The 15,677-nt window shown below is 22.5% G+C and carries 22 protein-coding genes; 3 read left to right on the top strand and 19 right to left on the bottom strand.

The features are described from left to right. Positions 1–17: 17 nt before the first annotated feature. Genes AACL03_RS04755 through AACL03_RS04740 form a run of 4 tightly spaced genes read right to left on the bottom strand, consistent with a single transcriptional unit; the run spans position 18 to position 3,576 of the window. The gene (locus AACL03_RS04755; protein ID WP_339039616.1) at positions 18–1,688 is read right to left on the bottom strand and encodes a hypothetical protein; all 1,671 of its coding nucleotides are present in this window, start codon (positions 1,686–1,688) and stop codon (positions 18–20) included. After that, positions 1,639–2,877, bottom strand: a complete 1,239-nt coding sequence (locus AACL03_RS04750) for a hypothetical protein (RefSeq protein ID WP_339039614.1) — start codon at positions 2,875–2,877, stop codon at positions 1,639–1,641. The genes AACL03_RS04755 and AACL03_RS04750 overlap by 50 nt, the downstream gene beginning before the upstream one ends. Before the next feature lie 14 nt (positions 2,878–2,891). After that, complete coding sequence (locus tag AACL03_RS04745; RefSeq protein WP_338957828.1) at positions 2,892–3,014, bottom strand: hypothetical protein; 123 nt, start codon at positions 3,012–3,014, stop codon at positions 2,892–2,894. Positions 3,015–3,018: 4 nt separating this feature from the next. Continuing rightward, positions 3,019–3,576 carry a hypothetical protein gene (locus AACL03_RS04740; RefSeq protein ID WP_339039612.1) on the bottom strand — a complete coding sequence of 186 codons (558 nt, stop codon included), beginning with the start codon at positions 3,574–3,576 and terminating at the stop codon, positions 3,019–3,021. 40 nt (positions 3,577–3,616) lie between these two features. Here AACL03_RS04740 and AACL03_RS04735 point away from each other — a divergent pair, with 40 nt between their 5' ends. Then, the gene (locus AACL03_RS04735; protein WP_339038665.1) at positions 3,617–4,567 is read left to right on the top strand and encodes an IS30 family transposase; all 951 of its coding nucleotides are present in this window, start codon (positions 3,617–3,619) and stop codon (positions 4,565–4,567) included. On the opposite strand, the gene AACL03_RS04730 is transcribed toward AACL03_RS04735, so the two are convergent. The 15 genes from AACL03_RS04730 to AACL03_RS04660 all read right to left on the bottom strand — a co-directional run bounded on the left by AACL03_RS04730 (position 4,564) and on the right by AACL03_RS04660 (position 12,764). After that, positions 4,564–5,700, bottom strand: a complete 1,137-nt coding sequence (locus AACL03_RS04730; RefSeq protein WP_339039610.1) for a hypothetical protein — start codon at positions 5,698–5,700, stop codon at positions 4,564–4,566. The genes AACL03_RS04735 and AACL03_RS04730 overlap by 4 nt on opposite strands. A 244-nt stretch (positions 5,701–5,944) precedes the next feature. Continuing rightward, positions 5,945–7,642, bottom strand: a complete 1,698-nt coding sequence (locus tag AACL03_RS04725) for a hypothetical protein (protein ID WP_339039608.1) — start codon at positions 7,640–7,642, stop codon at positions 5,945–5,947. Positions 7,643–7,656: 14 nt separating this feature from the next. Continuing rightward, complete coding sequence (locus AACL03_RS04720; RefSeq protein WP_339039606.1) at positions 7,657–8,841, bottom strand: hypothetical protein; 1,185 nt, start codon at positions 8,839–8,841, stop codon at positions 7,657–7,659. An 18-nt stretch (positions 8,842–8,859) separates the two neighbouring features. Beyond that, on the bottom strand, positions 8,860–9,237 hold the full coding sequence (locus AACL03_RS04715) for a hypothetical protein (protein WP_339039604.1): 378 nt from the start codon (positions 9,235–9,237) through the stop codon (positions 8,860–8,862). 17 nt (positions 9,238–9,254) lie between these two features. Further along, a complete protein-coding gene (locus AACL03_RS04710; RefSeq protein ID WP_339039602.1) occupies positions 9,255–9,440 on the bottom strand; it encodes a hypothetical protein in 186 nt (61 codons plus the stop codon). A gap of 1 nt (position 9,441) precedes the next feature. After that, on the bottom strand, positions 9,442–9,630 hold the full coding sequence (locus tag AACL03_RS04705) for a hypothetical protein (protein WP_339039600.1): 189 nt from the start codon (positions 9,628–9,630) through the stop codon (positions 9,442–9,444). Between the two features lie 23 nt (positions 9,631–9,653). Further along, entirely contained in the window at positions 9,654–10,388 is a 735-nt protein-coding gene (locus tag AACL03_RS04700) for a hypothetical protein (RefSeq protein ID WP_339039598.1), read from the bottom strand. Further along, on the bottom strand, positions 10,357–10,638 hold the full coding sequence (locus AACL03_RS04695) for a hypothetical protein (protein WP_339039596.1): 282 nt from the start codon (positions 10,636–10,638) through the stop codon (positions 10,357–10,359). The genes AACL03_RS04700 and AACL03_RS04695 overlap by 32 nt, the downstream gene beginning before the upstream one ends. Beyond that, the gene (locus AACL03_RS04690; RefSeq protein ID WP_339039594.1) at positions 10,631–10,822 is read right to left on the bottom strand and encodes a hypothetical protein; all 192 of its coding nucleotides are present in this window, start codon (positions 10,820–10,822) and stop codon (positions 10,631–10,633) included. The genes AACL03_RS04695 and AACL03_RS04690 overlap by 8 nt, the downstream gene beginning before the upstream one ends. Continuing rightward, positions 10,815–10,976: a hypothetical protein gene (locus AACL03_RS04685; protein WP_339039592.1), complete on the bottom strand. Its 162-nt coding sequence runs from the start codon at positions 10,974–10,976 to the stop codon at positions 10,815–10,817. Before AACL03_RS04685 ends, AACL03_RS04690 begins: the two co-directional genes overlap by 8 nt. 112 nt (positions 10,977–11,088) lie before the next feature. Then, positions 11,089–11,382, bottom strand: a complete 294-nt coding sequence (locus AACL03_RS04680) for a hypothetical protein (RefSeq protein WP_339039590.1) — start codon at positions 11,380–11,382, stop codon at positions 11,089–11,091. Further along, on the bottom strand, positions 11,372–11,809 hold the full coding sequence (locus tag AACL03_RS04675) for a hypothetical protein (RefSeq protein WP_339039588.1): 438 nt from the start codon (positions 11,807–11,809) through the stop codon (positions 11,372–11,374). The genes AACL03_RS04680 and AACL03_RS04675 overlap by 11 nt, the downstream gene beginning before the upstream one ends. A gap of 2 nt (positions 11,810–11,811) precedes the next feature. Beyond that, positions 11,812–11,967: a hypothetical protein gene (locus tag AACL03_RS04670; RefSeq protein WP_339039586.1), complete on the bottom strand. Its 156-nt coding sequence runs from the start codon at positions 11,965–11,967 to the stop codon at positions 11,812–11,814. Positions 11,968–12,101: 134 nt separating this feature from the next. Beyond that, a complete protein-coding gene (locus AACL03_RS04665; RefSeq protein WP_339039584.1) occupies positions 12,102–12,620 on the bottom strand; it encodes a hypothetical protein in 519 nt (172 codons plus the stop codon). A gap of 12 nt (positions 12,621–12,632) precedes the next feature. Continuing rightward, on the bottom strand, positions 12,633–12,764 hold the full coding sequence (locus AACL03_RS04660) for a hypothetical protein (protein ID WP_339039582.1): 132 nt from the start codon (positions 12,762–12,764) through the stop codon (positions 12,633–12,635). A 229-nt stretch (positions 12,765–12,993) separates the two neighbouring features. Between AACL03_RS04660 and AACL03_RS04655 the strand changes: the two genes are divergently transcribed. Together AACL03_RS04655 and AACL03_RS04650 are read left to right on the top strand one after the other, a co-directional pair. Further along, the gene (locus AACL03_RS04655) at positions 12,994–13,944 is read left to right on the top strand and encodes an IS30 family transposase (RefSeq protein ID WP_339038665.1); all 951 of its coding nucleotides are present in this window, start codon (positions 12,994–12,996) and stop codon (positions 13,942–13,944) included. Positions 13,945–14,397: 453 nt separating this feature from the next. Continuing rightward, positions 14,398–15,639 carry a DEAD/DEAH box helicase gene (locus AACL03_RS04650; protein WP_339039580.1) on the top strand — a complete coding sequence of 414 codons (1,242 nt, stop codon included), beginning with the start codon at positions 14,398–14,400 and terminating at the stop codon, positions 15,637–15,639. The last annotated feature ends 38 nt before the right edge of the window (positions 15,640–15,677 follow it).

The raw sequence follows: 15,677 nt of genomic DNA, 5'->3' as shown, positions 1-15,677 counted from the left end.
TGTTCAATCAACAGGAATTAATGATGTATATTATTACTTTCTAATTCATTTGTAATAGATAATCAGTTAAATTGATTGTCATCTAGTTTAAATAATTGATTTTGACTAATATCATTATTTTTTAACTTAATATTATTTATATCTGTAAAATCAAAATATTCAGATTTTAATACAACTTTTACATTTTTAAATTCTCAAACTTTATCAGATGTAGAATGTATAGGATTTGATTTTAATTCAAAATAATAAGGCAATAATAATTTATAATCATCATTTAAACCTTTATTAATAGATAGCGTTGAATAAATATATTTAGATAACATAACAACTACTTTTTTAAATGTCTTAACTTGTGGAAAATTTATATAATTTGGATAATCTAATTCTCATTGTTTAAATAAATTAGTAATAACATCAGTTGGTTTTTGATTTTCAAATTTAGCACGAAGTTTAGCAATATCTCAATCTACATTTTTTGGGTCAAATGATACACCATCAAAGTTTCTATTGTAAGTATATGTATAAGTTAGCATATCTAATAATACTTTTTGTAAACTATCAATTGGTGGTTTATCGTTTATTTCAATTTCAATATCATGAAATTTATTAGTTGTAGCAATATTTAAAACAAAATCAGCAGTTAATCAAGGTAAATGTCATACTTCATTATCTTTTAATTCTTTTTCTTCACTTAATGGTCATTCTTGTAGACTATTATTAACTTTATAACCTAATTTGGTATATGTAACTCTTGCATTATTAATAATTTCTTTTCTTGTTTCAGTTCCACCACCAATAGCAATTAAATCTAAAACTGATTTTTCTTGTCCAATAAATTGTTTTGCTAAATTTCAAGGTAATATTTGTTCACTAAATCATTGTTGTAATATTCTAACTTTTGGTTGAGTTTCAATAGGCATTGATAACAGCGGAAATGCTATCTTATCTTTAACAAATAAATTCGGGTATACTTCCATATTGTCAACTTCACCAAGTACCTTTATATTGCCAAAAATCATGCTTCTAGGTGCTTTAATTTTTAAACCAATTACTTTGGTATTTTTATCTAATGGTTTTTGTAATTTAATAATGATTGGATAACCATCTCTTGTTTTAAAATCTTTAATTTTAATAATAGTTATACTTTTAGTACTTCTTGTTTTTGGATTTTGATAAGGTTGTGAATAGTTATTAATGATATATAAATTATCAATATTATTTTCATTTAATGGTTCATTTATACTAACTGCATATAACTTAAATTGATTTAATAAATTTATTTCTTGAAAAATTAAATTTTTAATATCAGTCATACTATATTCGATTGTATTATCATTAATATTAGTACTTGCTCTTTGATTTAACTGCATAGTAAAGTCTGATGTTTCAACAGCAGTAGTTTTTAATACTTTATCAATATCAATAAAACCTATTTTAATAGTATTTGCTGAAAATCTTAAACTATTATTTTCATTATTTTTAAATAAACGTTCAATTTCATAAATATAAATTGTTCTTTTTTTAAATTCATCGTATGCTCTATTAATATCTGGGTCACTAGTAGCACCCATCATATTTGTAAAATCATAAGGAATATTATCAATTAAATAATCGTTTTCTACTTCTGCTTGATTAAGTTTAGTTTGTTTCTGTGGAAACTTCGTTTGTGGTTTGTTGTTGTCTTCCATTGTTATCTCCTATTAATTGGTTATTTTCGGGGTTAAATAATCTTAATTTAACAGTTAAATTATTAATTTCTTGGTCATCATCAATATTAAATGTTTTACTATTTAATAAATCTTTATCTACACTTACTAATATTTGAATAAATTTAAGCATATCAATATTAAATTGTCATAATTTTTGTTCAATATAATTAATGGTTGAAATATTTACTGCTGTGCTTTCAGGTACTGATTGTTGTGCAGATTTCTTTTGACTTGGTATATGAATTCCACAACGTTTAAATATTTCATTAACATTTCAATCGTATATATCAGTTAAATTTTTACCTTTAAAATTACTACTTGTCATATTAATATTTTCGCTTTTTTCATTATTATCACCAGTAGTTTTTCAAATATAGTTTTTAGTAACTAATGTTCTTATAGCATTATCCATTGTAGATTTAGCATTACCATAAGTTTGGTCAAAAATAAATTTTGGTGAGTTTAAAATACTATCTAAAACAATTTGTTCATAAATAACATCTAATGCTTTAATTTTATCCATTACTTTATCACAATCTGCTAACTCATTTGCTTTATTTCTCATAATTGCTATTGGAATATAATTAATGTTTAATGTTTGTTCTTGTTCTAAATTAGGATTATTACTATATTCTTTAAAAGGTAATGGAAATTGTTTTTTATTATCACTAATACTATAAATTGCACGATTAATTGTTACTTGTTCATTATTTAATTTATAAATTTCAAATAATCTTACTGTTTGTGCATTTTTTTGATAATTATCATAAAAAATAGTACATTGAATTAATTTACCAGTAATATCATAAATTCTTTGTTGTATATCAACAACTTGAAAGTATAAATCATCATTAGCAATAAAAATTAAATAACCACTGATTCCTAACTTGCTTAACTTAAATATAGAATTTCAATTTTTTCTATAAAATTCTTGTTGAATTAAATATTGTTTAATAGTTTCATTATTAATATCTAATGGAGCATTATATAAATTAGCATTATTTTCTGCAACAAAATCAGTAAAATAAGTTTCATGATTAAAATCATTAAAACCAAAATAACTTAAAATTGAAGAATGTGTGGTTTTATCTTCTAAAAAAATTAATTTAGATTTTTCTTCATTATTACTATTATTTGTTTTATCTTTTCTTGGTCAAAAAGGTTTCATATTTTTTCTCCTTTCTAAAATATTTGATTAATTTTTAATACAATTTTTACAATAATAAATATAATTAAACCAGCAACAGCAGAAGATAATAAAACTCCAATTAAACTTAAAATAATTTTTATAATTTTTCAAATCATAATTTTATTCCTGTAACTCTTGTAATTTCCAAAAATTACCGTCATTTGAATTATTTTTTCATGATATTTTATGTTGATTAATTATTATTATTAAATGTGAAAGAGTAGTATCTTTTCAATGTGGTAAATTAATTCATAAATCATTAAAACTACTTCCATCAGTATAAATTCAATAAAATTCACTTATTAAACAAGGATATTTACCAATTAATCCAGTACTTCTTTTATTATTAACATCATAAAATATTCTATAATGTGTATTTGTTTTTAATTCATAAACAATTGTTTCTCTATCTTGTGATATTGCTACATCTTTTCATTGTTGATTACTTGGTAAATGTGCAATTTTATCTTCATCTATTGTTAATCTTTCATTAATTTTTAAATTATTATCATTAATTAATTTTGTTAATACAGTAGTTAAATTTTGTTCATCATCATTAATTTGTTGATTTGTTTTTTCACCAGTTCAATATTTATCAAATGTTTTTAATATTTGCTGAGTTATACTTGTAAGTGCAAGTAAATAAAATTGCAAAAAATTCTCATATAAAAATTTCATAATGCTAAATTTAGTTTAGAAAAAAGTAAGGAGTTTTTATATGAGTTATAAACATCTTGGCATAGATGAAAGAATTTATATTGAGAATCAATTGAAATTTAAATTTAAAATTAGTGAAATAGCTAAAAATCTTAATCGAAGTATTAGTACTATTATTCGAGAAATTAATAGAAATAAAGATAATAATCATTATTTTTCATTAATTGCACAAAATAAAGCTGAAAATCGAAAACAATCACATATTAGTTTTCATAAGTTTAAAAATAAGAATTTAGTAAAATATGTACAACAAAAATTACTATTAGGTTGATCACCTGAACAAATTTATGGCAGAATTAAAAATTTTCATAAAGAATGAGTTATTAGTTTTAAAACAATTTATACTTGAATTTATTTTGGAATGCTTGATAAAGTTACTAGTAAAAATTTAAGAAGAAAAGGTAAAAAACGAAAATCTAAAGAAAATCGTGGCAAGTTTAATGGTAAATCAATTAAAGAACGAGATATAAATGTTAATGATCGTATAACACTTGGTCATTGAGAAGGAGATACTATAGTATCATCACGAGGTAAAAGCAAATCATGTTTAATAACTTTAGTTGAAAGAGTATCACGATTTACTTTAGCAATATTAGTTAAAAACAGAACTACTAAAGTTATTAATAAAAATGTCAGTTATTATTTATCAATTCTTCCTAAAAACATTGTTAAAACTATTACTTTTGATCGTGGCAAAGAATTTTCAAATTGACAACAACTTGAAAAAAATTTAGATGTAAAAATTTATTTTGCCAATCCATATTCACCTTGACAAAGAGGTACTAATGAAAATACTAATGGTTTAATTAGAGAAAAATTTCCTAAAAAATTTATTTTTTCAAAAACTAATAAAAATGAAGTTCATAAATTTATATTGTCTTTAAATCAAAAACCGAGAAAAATACTAAATTATCTTTCACCAATCGAATATTTGGATAGAAAAATAATTTAGTTGCACTTACCTTTACAATTTAGCATTTCATTAATAGCACTTACAACATTTTTATTAGTAGTTTTTAAATTATTATCTTCTATATTTTGTTTCTTATCTAATAAGTCATTAGTTTCTATTTTTGTATAATAATCACGTTCAGTACTTTCTGTTGCAATAAATTCAATTGGTTTTCCTTTACCAATATATTGATATAATTTATTATTATCTAATCAACCTTTATATTTTGTAGATGAAGTTTGTACTATAAAATTTCTAGTATTAAAATCAAAAGAAAGTGTAATGTTAATATTATCTTCAACAATAATTTTTTCAACAACAATGAACATTTGCTCTTTTGTCAAATTATATTCAATAATAACTTTTGTTAATTTTGAAACAGAACTACTTAATTGCTTACTATCAAAATAAACATAAGTTCAAGGAACAATATATCATTGGTTTGTATATAAGTCATTATTATCAATTTTCTTTCATAATGGACTAGTTTCAATATTAAATCAATTATTTTTAATATCATCAATACTTTCATTAGTTTTAGTTAATTTATCATTAAATTTAGTTATATTATTTTCATTTGTAGTAATTCTTTTTTGTTGTTTAGCAGAAAAGTCAGCAGTTGCAGCATGGGTAAAGTCACCAATTTGTGGATTATTTTGTAATGCTTCGGGTGGTAATGTCCCAATTTCATTTGGTCAATTTAAAATCATAGTTTCAGTTTCTTTATTATATTCTGTTGCTACATATCCTTTATTGATAAAATTAGTTACAGCACCACGAAAAACTTCATGTTCATTATTATTAACAACATCATCATATAGTTTAATTTGTTTTGATAATGTAAATTCTTTTTGTTGTTCAATCAATTCATCAACTTGATTTCTAGTATAAAATGCTTTTAAGTCAATTTTTTCAACATCTATTTCATCATCATTATAACTTGAAAATATTTGTTTTAATTCCGTTAATCTTGCTCATATTTTCATTCTACTAGGTGCTAAATCTCAAACATTAATCGTAGGAGTACTACTTGCACTAAATTGACTACCATTATTAAATTGAATAGTAGCATCAACATTAAATTCAATTGGTGTACGATTAAATACTCAATGTTCAGCACATACATAAACCATATCTCTTAATGTTTCTTTAATTAATTCATCTTTAAAACTATCAAAAGGAAATTTAGATAAAATAAAATCAAGATAAGCATTAATATCATTTTGAGCACGAATAGCAAATGTTTTAAATCAATCATTAACATTTGGCCATGTTTTTATATATTTTTGTGGGGTTTCTGTAATTTTTTCCAGTTAAAGGGTATCAGTTATTATAATTTTCTAAACTGACACCAGTTCAAAGTTTATTAATCATATTTTATCATTCCTTAAAAAATGCTTTTTTATAATGTTTAGTACGTGTTTTTGTTTTTCTATGTGCTATATGAATAATTTCTTTTTGTAATTTCTTTTTACCTTTTTCTACAACTTGACTATATGCAAATTTTTCTAAATGATGTAGTAGTCCTGTACCAAATAAAGTATTTACTGAAAATTTTAAACCAACGGTTTTAAATGATTTATCAATATTTTCAATAGGATTATTAATAACATTTACTACTTTATGATAAGTTCTAATTGTTCTAAATATTTCTCTATAAACTTTAAAACTATCTCTAATTACTTGTTGAACAACTGGCGGTGCAAATGCTATTGATTTTAATCACTTATTATGATTTACTCCATAACCAATGTATCAGCCACTATATCATCTATATCAATGAAATGGATGTATTTGAGTAACAAAGGTTTCTGCTTTAACAATACTATCAACTACTACAATTAGTTTATATTTAGGATTACGATGATAAATACTAATAGCACATTTATCTAATGACAAAGGTTGAATTTTACAACCCATAAATACTGGTGAATTTAATGGAATTAATTGTGCATGTCTAATTGCTTTTTTCTCAGCATTACTAAATAAATCAGTTACTTTTTCTTTTAATTTGTTAATTTTTTCAATTGCTTTTTCTTCTAATTGTTCAAATTTTTCTTGTAATTTATATATACTTTCTCGTAATTTTTCAAAATATGGTGTATCTTTTCAAAATTTATTAAAACTCTTTTTTAAGTAAAATCGAATATCAAAATATTTAAAAGTTTGATTTGCTTTTAATACCAATTTATGAATTGAACTATTTTTAAAATTAAATTTAATAGCATTAGCACGAATTTTTTGTAAATCCAAAATTAAAGTTTTTCCATATCTATTATCAGCATGTATTGTATGAACTAAATTTAATCAATCATGTTGGTTCATCGATAATACTTCTTTTAAATCACTATTATATTTTTTTAAAAAGTTATTTGCTTTTTCAATATCTTTAATTTTAAACTTTGGAGTTAATTGTGGACTTAATTTTATTAATGTATTTTGTAATAATAAATAATCTTTTAATTCTTGTTCTTCTAGTTTTTGAAAATTATTTTTAAATTGTCTTTCTGCAACAAATCCTAAATTTTGAATTATTGTTTCACGATTAGGAGCAAAACTATAATTAAATAAGTAACGATTATTACCAATAATTTTATCTGTTAAAAATCTTTTTCCAGTTACTTGATTAATTATTTCTTGTAAGTTTTTAACTTCTTTAACACCAATTTGTTCTAAGGTTTTAGTTTTTTGTACTAATTTAATAAATTTTGTAGTCCGATAACCACGAGTAATTCTATTAAGACCTGAGAATGCTGGTAATAAATTAAAGAAAGTATTTAATGATGTTACATTTCCTTTTAAATAATCATAAACTTGATTAATAGTAAAATCAGTTGCAAACTCAACACCAGTAGCACTAATACTTGCAATTAAATCACTTGCACCTAATCCAAGTGCTAAATCTTCACTTAAACCACCAGTAAAAGGAGCAAGTGCTACTGCTATAACTTGTACACCAATCATTTCTAAAATTTCTCATCATAAACTTTTATGTTCTTGTTGTTGACTTATTCTAGTATGTTTTGGTTTATTTATTTTTAAGAATATTGCTGTATTAGTTGTACCAATTGGCATAATTAATTTCCTTGTTATTTAAGATTTATTTTAATTGGATTTGTTGAACCTTGATAATTTTTATCAGTATCATTAGCAGTGATTACTACATATAAATCACCTGCTTTTTGGTTTTGATTACTTACATCAGTTTGACCTTGTGCATCACTAAAATAATTAATAATCGGACTTACTAAATTTGGATTTAAATTATTTAGTTCAGTTGTATTTTTAATTGTTGTGTCTAATAATTTATTCTTTTTAGTAGTATCAGCATTAATATTAGTTGTTAATGTTGTAATTTCTGCACTTAAATATTTTTTATTAACAATACCACATAACATTCATCTTGATTCTGTTTCTGAGTTTGACATATAAGGAATAGATTCTCCTGTTACTTGTCCACCAACTAAATATCTTTTAGGAACTTTACCATCTTTAATATCTTCAACATATATACTAGTTTGTTGTAACATATATCTTTTCATTGCTTTTGGTGTTGCTAAAACAAAGTTCATAATTTGATTTTTATTTTCAGTATTTTTAAATGTCATATAATCATCCATAACAATTTGACATAATACACCTTTAATATATAAATTTGTTCCATTTAATCTTAATTGTTGTGCTAATTGATTATCAGTAATTAAACCTTTATTATCTGCTAAATAAACTAAAGTATCATAAAGACTATTTGTTATAAAAAATTTACAATTATTACTATTTCTTAATTGAAATAAAGTATTTCATGCTGATAACATTGATTTTAAATATCCTACTGGTGTTGTATCAGTAATGATTACTTTTTTGGCAGATTTAGCAATTGTATTTGTATCATTATTTGCTAAATAATCTGCTAAATCATTAGCAACTTCATATTGCATACTTTCTAGTAAATTTTGCCCATTATCTGCAAATAAATCAACTTCACCAATCATTTCTCCTGTACTAGCTTCTTTTGTAATTTCTTTAATAATTTTATCAGTATCAACATAACCAACTTCTAATCCTTTACTTTTATCATTTCAATGAAGTATTTTGAATGTTGGGTCTTTTGGTTTTTTAACAATAAATTCAATGTTTGTAGAATTAACCATTTCAATTGGGAAAAAACTTGCTCATGGACTATTTGATTGTTTATAAAATTCTATAAATTCAGGTGCTTCTACTAATTTTGTAGTATTATCTAAATTTTGTTTAAATGGTACTGGATTTGGCATTTTAAATTTTCCTTTCTTTTATAAATTATTTTTCTTTTTATAATCTAATAAACTACTTTTTATTGAAGTTTGTTGATTTGTTAATATTGTTTCTTGTTTACCACCTGTATTAATTGGTTCTTTAAATAGTGGTTGTTCTTTAATCATTTTTTTAATTGTTTCTTCTATTTTTGAATTTTCTATATTACTTGTTTTAAATTTTAAAAAATCATAAAATTCAGTTTTAACTTGATATTTTTTAAATATATTAATCATTTCTTTTTCTTTAATTTCTTGATTAAGTTTATTTAACTTATTTTCTAATTCAACAATTTTGGTTTCTTGTTCTTGTTGTAAATCATTATTTTCAGTTAAAGGTTCAGTTGTTTCTTGAACATTAGTTTCATTTTCTAACATTTAACATTCTCCTAATCTTATCCCAATAATCAATCTTTAACTAATTGTGGCATTTCACTTATTAGTTTTTTATAATCATTAACTGCATTTTCTAATATATCAATATCAGAAAATTTAAAACAATTATCAATATGTAAATCAAAATCTCTATCAATACTGATATCTTTTTTTCTATATTTTTCATTAAATTCGATTTTTGTCATATTATTTTTCTCCTTTATTAATCTTTTCATTTAATTTTGCTAATTTTTTTTGATGTTTTATTACTTTATTATTTGCTCGAACATGTTTTGGAGTTGTAATAAATCGTTTAAATCAAACAATTAATTCTCTGCAAATTAATGTTCCTACACTTGTTCCTATAATTATTAATTCATGTATAAATTCTTTCATTTGAATATTTTCCTTTCAATTATTTATAATGGTACTGTTGTTGAACAATACACAGGTCTTTCATATATAACATTACTAGTTAAACTATCAATACTATCATTTGAACCATAAGTTTGTCTTTGTCTTTCATATTCTTGTTCAGTATTATTAATTAAATTAGCATGTTCATTATTAATACCCATAGCAACACCACTTGAAATTAATGCTCCACCAGTAATCATATTTGCAATTTTTCTTATATTTTCAAATTTACTAGGTATTAATTCAGTAACTCCTGCAATTACATTAGCAATACCATAACTATTTAAAGATAAATATGTATCTCAATCCATTAAATTATTAGGATTATTATTTGCATTTAATAATAAATTTGGTGGTCATGGTGGAGTATCTGTTGTTGTAGTACTTGGTGTTGTACTAGTTGTAGTAGGAATAGGTGTTGTTGGAGTAATTGGTTCAATTATTTCATTTATAAATTTACTATAATTTGCTAATCCAATTGTTCCTAATCCTAACAATATTTTTTTAGAACTGTTAAGTAATTTAGTTTTAGTACTAGGTATTTGATTTAAGTTTCATATATCAATTCCTAATTTCTTACTAAACAATAAAGCATTAATACTTCCTAATACTGGACTTTCTAATAATTGACCATAATAAGCACTTGTACCAATCATTGCTGATAATGGACTTATTCCAGTTCTTATTAATTTCGTTAATGTATAATTATTTGATTGTACAATGGTATCATTTGGCATTTTCATTTACTCCTTCTAAACTTGTTCTTTTTTTAATAAATACTTCTACTCAACCTGTGTAATTAATATTATCTCCTACTAAAATAGCAGTATTTGCATGGGGTTGAGAAACAACTAAATATTCAGCAATTACATTAGGATATTTTCATAAAATCAATGCTTTTATATCTTTACTATCTGTTAAATCGTTTGGATTTGGTGAAAATATTTCTATTTTATCTTGACCAAATAAATCTTTTAATTTAATCATTATTTTTCTCCTTTATGTCAATAACATAATCAATTGTTATATTTCTATAATTATTAAAATGAGTTTTACATAATCCTAATTTTGTATCTTTTTTAATTGAACATACATATATCTCTTGTTTACTATTGTTATTTTTACAACCATAAGTATCACAATATCATAGTCAATCATACTCATTAGTCATTATCAAATTCACCTTTATTAATTCTTTCAATCATAGAACTGATTTCCATTAAAAGATTTTTTACTATACCTTCATTAAGTCTTAGTTCATTTAAATTTCTTTCATGTTGTTTTAATTTATCATGGTAATAGTCAAGTAATTTTTCTTTATTCATATTTATTTCTCCTTATTTTTATTTAAATTCATAACTAATATTTCTAAACAATTCATACATCAATAATTAGTTAATCAAATTCTTTTATTACAATATTTACATTTATTCATTTTTACTCTTTTCATTTTTTAAATCATTTAACATTGATTGAACAAAATGCACGATTTTTAGAAATATTTAAAGTATTAAATATTTCACCAGTTACTATAATTTCATCATTTTTGTTTAATAAAATACATCGGTTATAAAATTTTGGTTTATTAAAAATTAAAGTAACATAGTTTAAACCATTTCATTGACCTCGAACACTATAATATAATTCTTTGTCACCTTTTTCATAATGCTTTGCTTCAATAGTGTTACTCAGTTTTACTGTTAATTTGACATAATTTGCTTTATCTTTCATTTTTATAATTCCTTAAATAATATTGAATATGTTTATATGCATCTTGTTCATGTTTTGTAAATTTTATATTTCCTTTATAATTTTCTATTTTAGTTTTATTTTTTGGTTCACTTTCTAAATAATCTCAATTCATAACATCTTCTACTAATACCATTAATGAACCAATAATTTTAGGAGTTGCTAATGGATTAGTTAATAATTGTTTTGAACTTAAAAAGAAATTTTCTACAATAACTAGTATTTTTTTATTATCAAACTGTTTTTTAATTAATAAAAAGTATTCTTTATATAAATTTTTAGTTTCTAAAACTGTTTTAGTTTTAAATGTTTCATTAAAAAAAATATTATTAGTTTCATTTGAATATATAACAATTCCATTATTGCCAATTCCAGCAGGGTCAATTCCAATAATTAATTCATATTCCATTATTAATCAAATTCACCATTTTGAATTTTTTCTTGTAATCTCATTATTAATTTCATTTTTCAATTACTAATATTAATTTTAATTTCATCACTAATATCATCTTTAAGTAATTCCATAAATTCATTATCAAGATAATAAATTAATTTTTCTTTATCCATATTTAGACCTCCTACTTAACCTAATATTTAAAATACAGTCATAACAAATTGCTTTACTATTTTTATCTCTTAAAAAATATTTTCTTGTTTTTATATCATTAGTATTAAAGAATAAATAATCTAATTTATTTTGTTTACATGTTCAACAAAAATACTTTTTCATTATGAGTTGAAATTTCCTTATAAGAAGTAACTATATAATTAATTGGTAAATCATCATGTTTATATGGATTATTTATTTTAAAACCTTTTCTGTTTTCTTCTCACGTAATGTTATATTTAAAACAAGGATTAGTAATGTTTGTTTTACTATCAGTTATTTCACCCATAAATCAACTATTATGCTGTTCATAAAATGTTAATGGTTCAAGTTTTATATCATTAAGATAATATTCTTTTGGAGCGGTTGGTTTATTAACAGTTATTTTTTGGTCTTTAATATATGGTTCTAATAATTTTATTAATTCATTACCACTTAATTCTCTTTTAATATTTTCTAAATTAAAAACTCAATATGTATATTTATCATCAGCAATAAAACTATTATTTTTAACCATTCATTTTGGACATTGTAATTTATATTCACCATAATCAATAAGAATAGATTGTGGTCTATCTTTAACAATTTGTTCTTTTTTAAATTCTATTTGCATAATAATTCTTTCCTAATATGTTCTGTTGCTTCTAGCATAAAGAACATATATTTTGATTTTTAGATTATTAATACTACTACTATTAGTTTTATTCATTCCAGAAATTCTGGGCTCAAAAATAAATTGTGAAATTTTAAAAAACATTGAGGCATTCGATTCAATATTTATTTAATTTGCGTTTAGCAAATTAATATTTTAATTGAACCGGCACCGCTCAATTTTTTTTACAAGTTTGAAATTTATTTTCTCACCCAAAAATTTTTTCAAAAGCTGAGTTATACTTGTAAGTGCAAGTAAATAAAATTGCAAAAAATTCTCATATAAAAATTTCATAATGCTAAATTTAGTTTAGAAAAAAGTAAGGAGTTTTTATATGAGTTATAAACATCTTGGCATAGATGAAAGAATTTATATTGAGAATCAATTGAAATTTAAATTTAAAATTAGTGAAATAGCTAAAAATCTTAATCGAAGTATTAGTACTATTATTCGAGAAATTAATAGAAATAAAGATAATAATCATTATTTTTCATTAATTGCACAAAATAAAGCTGAAAATCGAAAACAATCACATATTAGTTTTCATAAGTTTAAAAATAAGAATTTAGTAAAATATGTACAACAAAAATTACTATTAGGTTGATCACCTGAACAAATTTATGGCAGAATTAAAAATTTTCATAAAGAATGAGTTATTAGTTTTAAAACAATTTATACTTGAATTTATTTTGGAATGCTTGATAAAGTTACTAGTAAAAATTTAAGAAGAAAAGGTAAAAAACGAAAATCTAAAGAAAATCGTGGCAAGTTTAATGGTAAATCAATTAAAGAACGAGATATAAATGTTAATGATCGTATAACACTTGGTCATTGAGAAGGAGATACTATAGTATCATCACGAGGTAAAAGCAAATCATGTTTAATAACTTTAGTTGAAAGAGTATCACGATTTACTTTAGCAATATTAGTTAAAAACAGAACTACTAAAGTTATTAATAAAAATGTCAGTTATTATTTATCAATTCTTCCTAAAAACATTGTTAAAACTATTACTTTTGATCGTGGCAAAGAATTTTCAAATTGACAACAACTTGAAAAAAATTTAGATGTAAAAATTTATTTTGCCAATCCATATTCACCTTGACAAAGAGGTACTAATGAAAATACTAATGGTTTAATTAGAGAAAAATTTCCTAAAAAATTTATTTTTTCAAAAACTAATAAAAATGAAGTTCATAAATTTATATTGTCTTTAAATCAAAAACCGAGAAAAATACTAAATTATCTTTCACCAATCGAATATTTGGATAGAAAAATAATTTAGTTGCACTTACCTTTACAATTTAGCATGATAAAAAATTTCTAATATAATTTAAATTTTTAAATTGATTAAAATTAAAAATTTGTATAGTATTTTAATTATTATTTTTATATTTTCATTTCTAAAAATTTATCTTTACATTTAATTAAAAATAGTGTATTATATTTAAGTTGTTGATTAATTCGCAATTTTCTTTTAAGATATGATTGATAAAAAAATATCAAAAAGTTGTTAATGATGTCAAAGAAATAAATAATATCATGAAATTATTTGACAACTTTTAATTTTAGAAAAATTAGATGAATTAATACTTTAAAATGTAAGTAAGTATATTATATATAAATAATAAATAAAACTAATCCTTTTTTAAAATAATCCTCTTTTAGAGGTTATTTTTCAGGTTATAATTATCATTTTTTCTAAATTTATTCAAAATTTATTTTTAAGGAGAAATATATGAGTTTTACAGAACTAAATTTAAAACAAGAATTAACTGCTGCTATTGCTAAATGAGGTTATACTACCCCAACACCAATTCAAAAGAAGACAATTCCAGTTTCTTTACAAAAAAAAGATATTATTGGAAAAAGTCATACCGGAACCGGAAAAACTGCTGCTTTTGTCTTACCTATATTACATAATTTAGATATAAAATTATATCGTAATCAAGCCATTATTGTTTGTCCAACTAGAGAATTGGCAATCCAAGTTGCTAAACAAGTAAAAAAATATGCTTATTTTTTAAATGGTGTTAATGTTGCTTTATTATGTGGTGGTGTTAATATTAGAAATCAATTATATGATTTAAGAACTAGTAATATAGTTGTTGGAACACCAGGAAGAATTACTGATCATATTAATCGTGGTAGTTTAAGATTAAATTCAATTAAAACATTAGTTTTAGATGAAGCAGATGAAATGTTAAAAATGGGATTTAAAAAAGATATTGATTTCTTATTTGAGAATTCACCACAAAATATTCAAACTGTCCTTTTTTCAGCAACAATGTCAAAACCAGTTTTAAAAATTGCTGATGATTATCAAAATAATCCAGTTAGTATTACTGTTGAAGATGAAAGTCAAAAATTACAACAAGCAAATATTAAACAATATTATTTTGATTGTCGTAATATAACAAAAGAAACTGCATTAGTTACTTTATATCAAAAATTACAACCACAATTAAGTATTGTTTTTTCAAATACAAAAGCTTTTACTAACAAAATTGCACAATTATTAGAACAAAATAATATTAAATGTGCTGTTATTAACGGTGATAAAAGTCAAAGAGAACGTATGGAAGCAATGAGACAATTTAAAAATGGTAAGGTTAAAGTATTAATTGCTACTGATGTTGTTGCTAGAGGAATTGACATTAATGGCATTGATTATGTTTTTAATTATGATATTCCACGTGAATATGAATACTATACTCATCGTATTGGTAGAACAGCTCGTGCTGGAGCACAAGGAACTGCTATTACTTTAGTAAGTAATAGAGTTCAATATAATGAAATTCAAGAAATTCAATATTATCAAAATCATGAAATTACTTTACTAGATACTACAGGTTGAGATTTGCCTAAAAATGTTGTTAAAGTACCAACTAAATTAAATTTTTCATCTCATAATAATAGAAATGATTTTAAACGTAATGTTGATAATAATTCAAAATGAAAAAGAAAACCAAAATATTAAAATTAATCATTTTTATAAAAAAATCACTTAATAATTAA

Origin of the sequence: Spiroplasma endosymbiont of Andrena trimmerana (genome assembly GCF_964019575.1) — a bacterium.
Classification (GTDB): Bacteria; Bacillota_I; Bacilli_A; order Mycoplasmatales; family VBWQ01; genus Spiroplasma_E.
The sequence above is the reverse complement of the archived record's forward strand: the minus strand, read 5'-3'. Positions and strand labels throughout refer to the sequence as shown.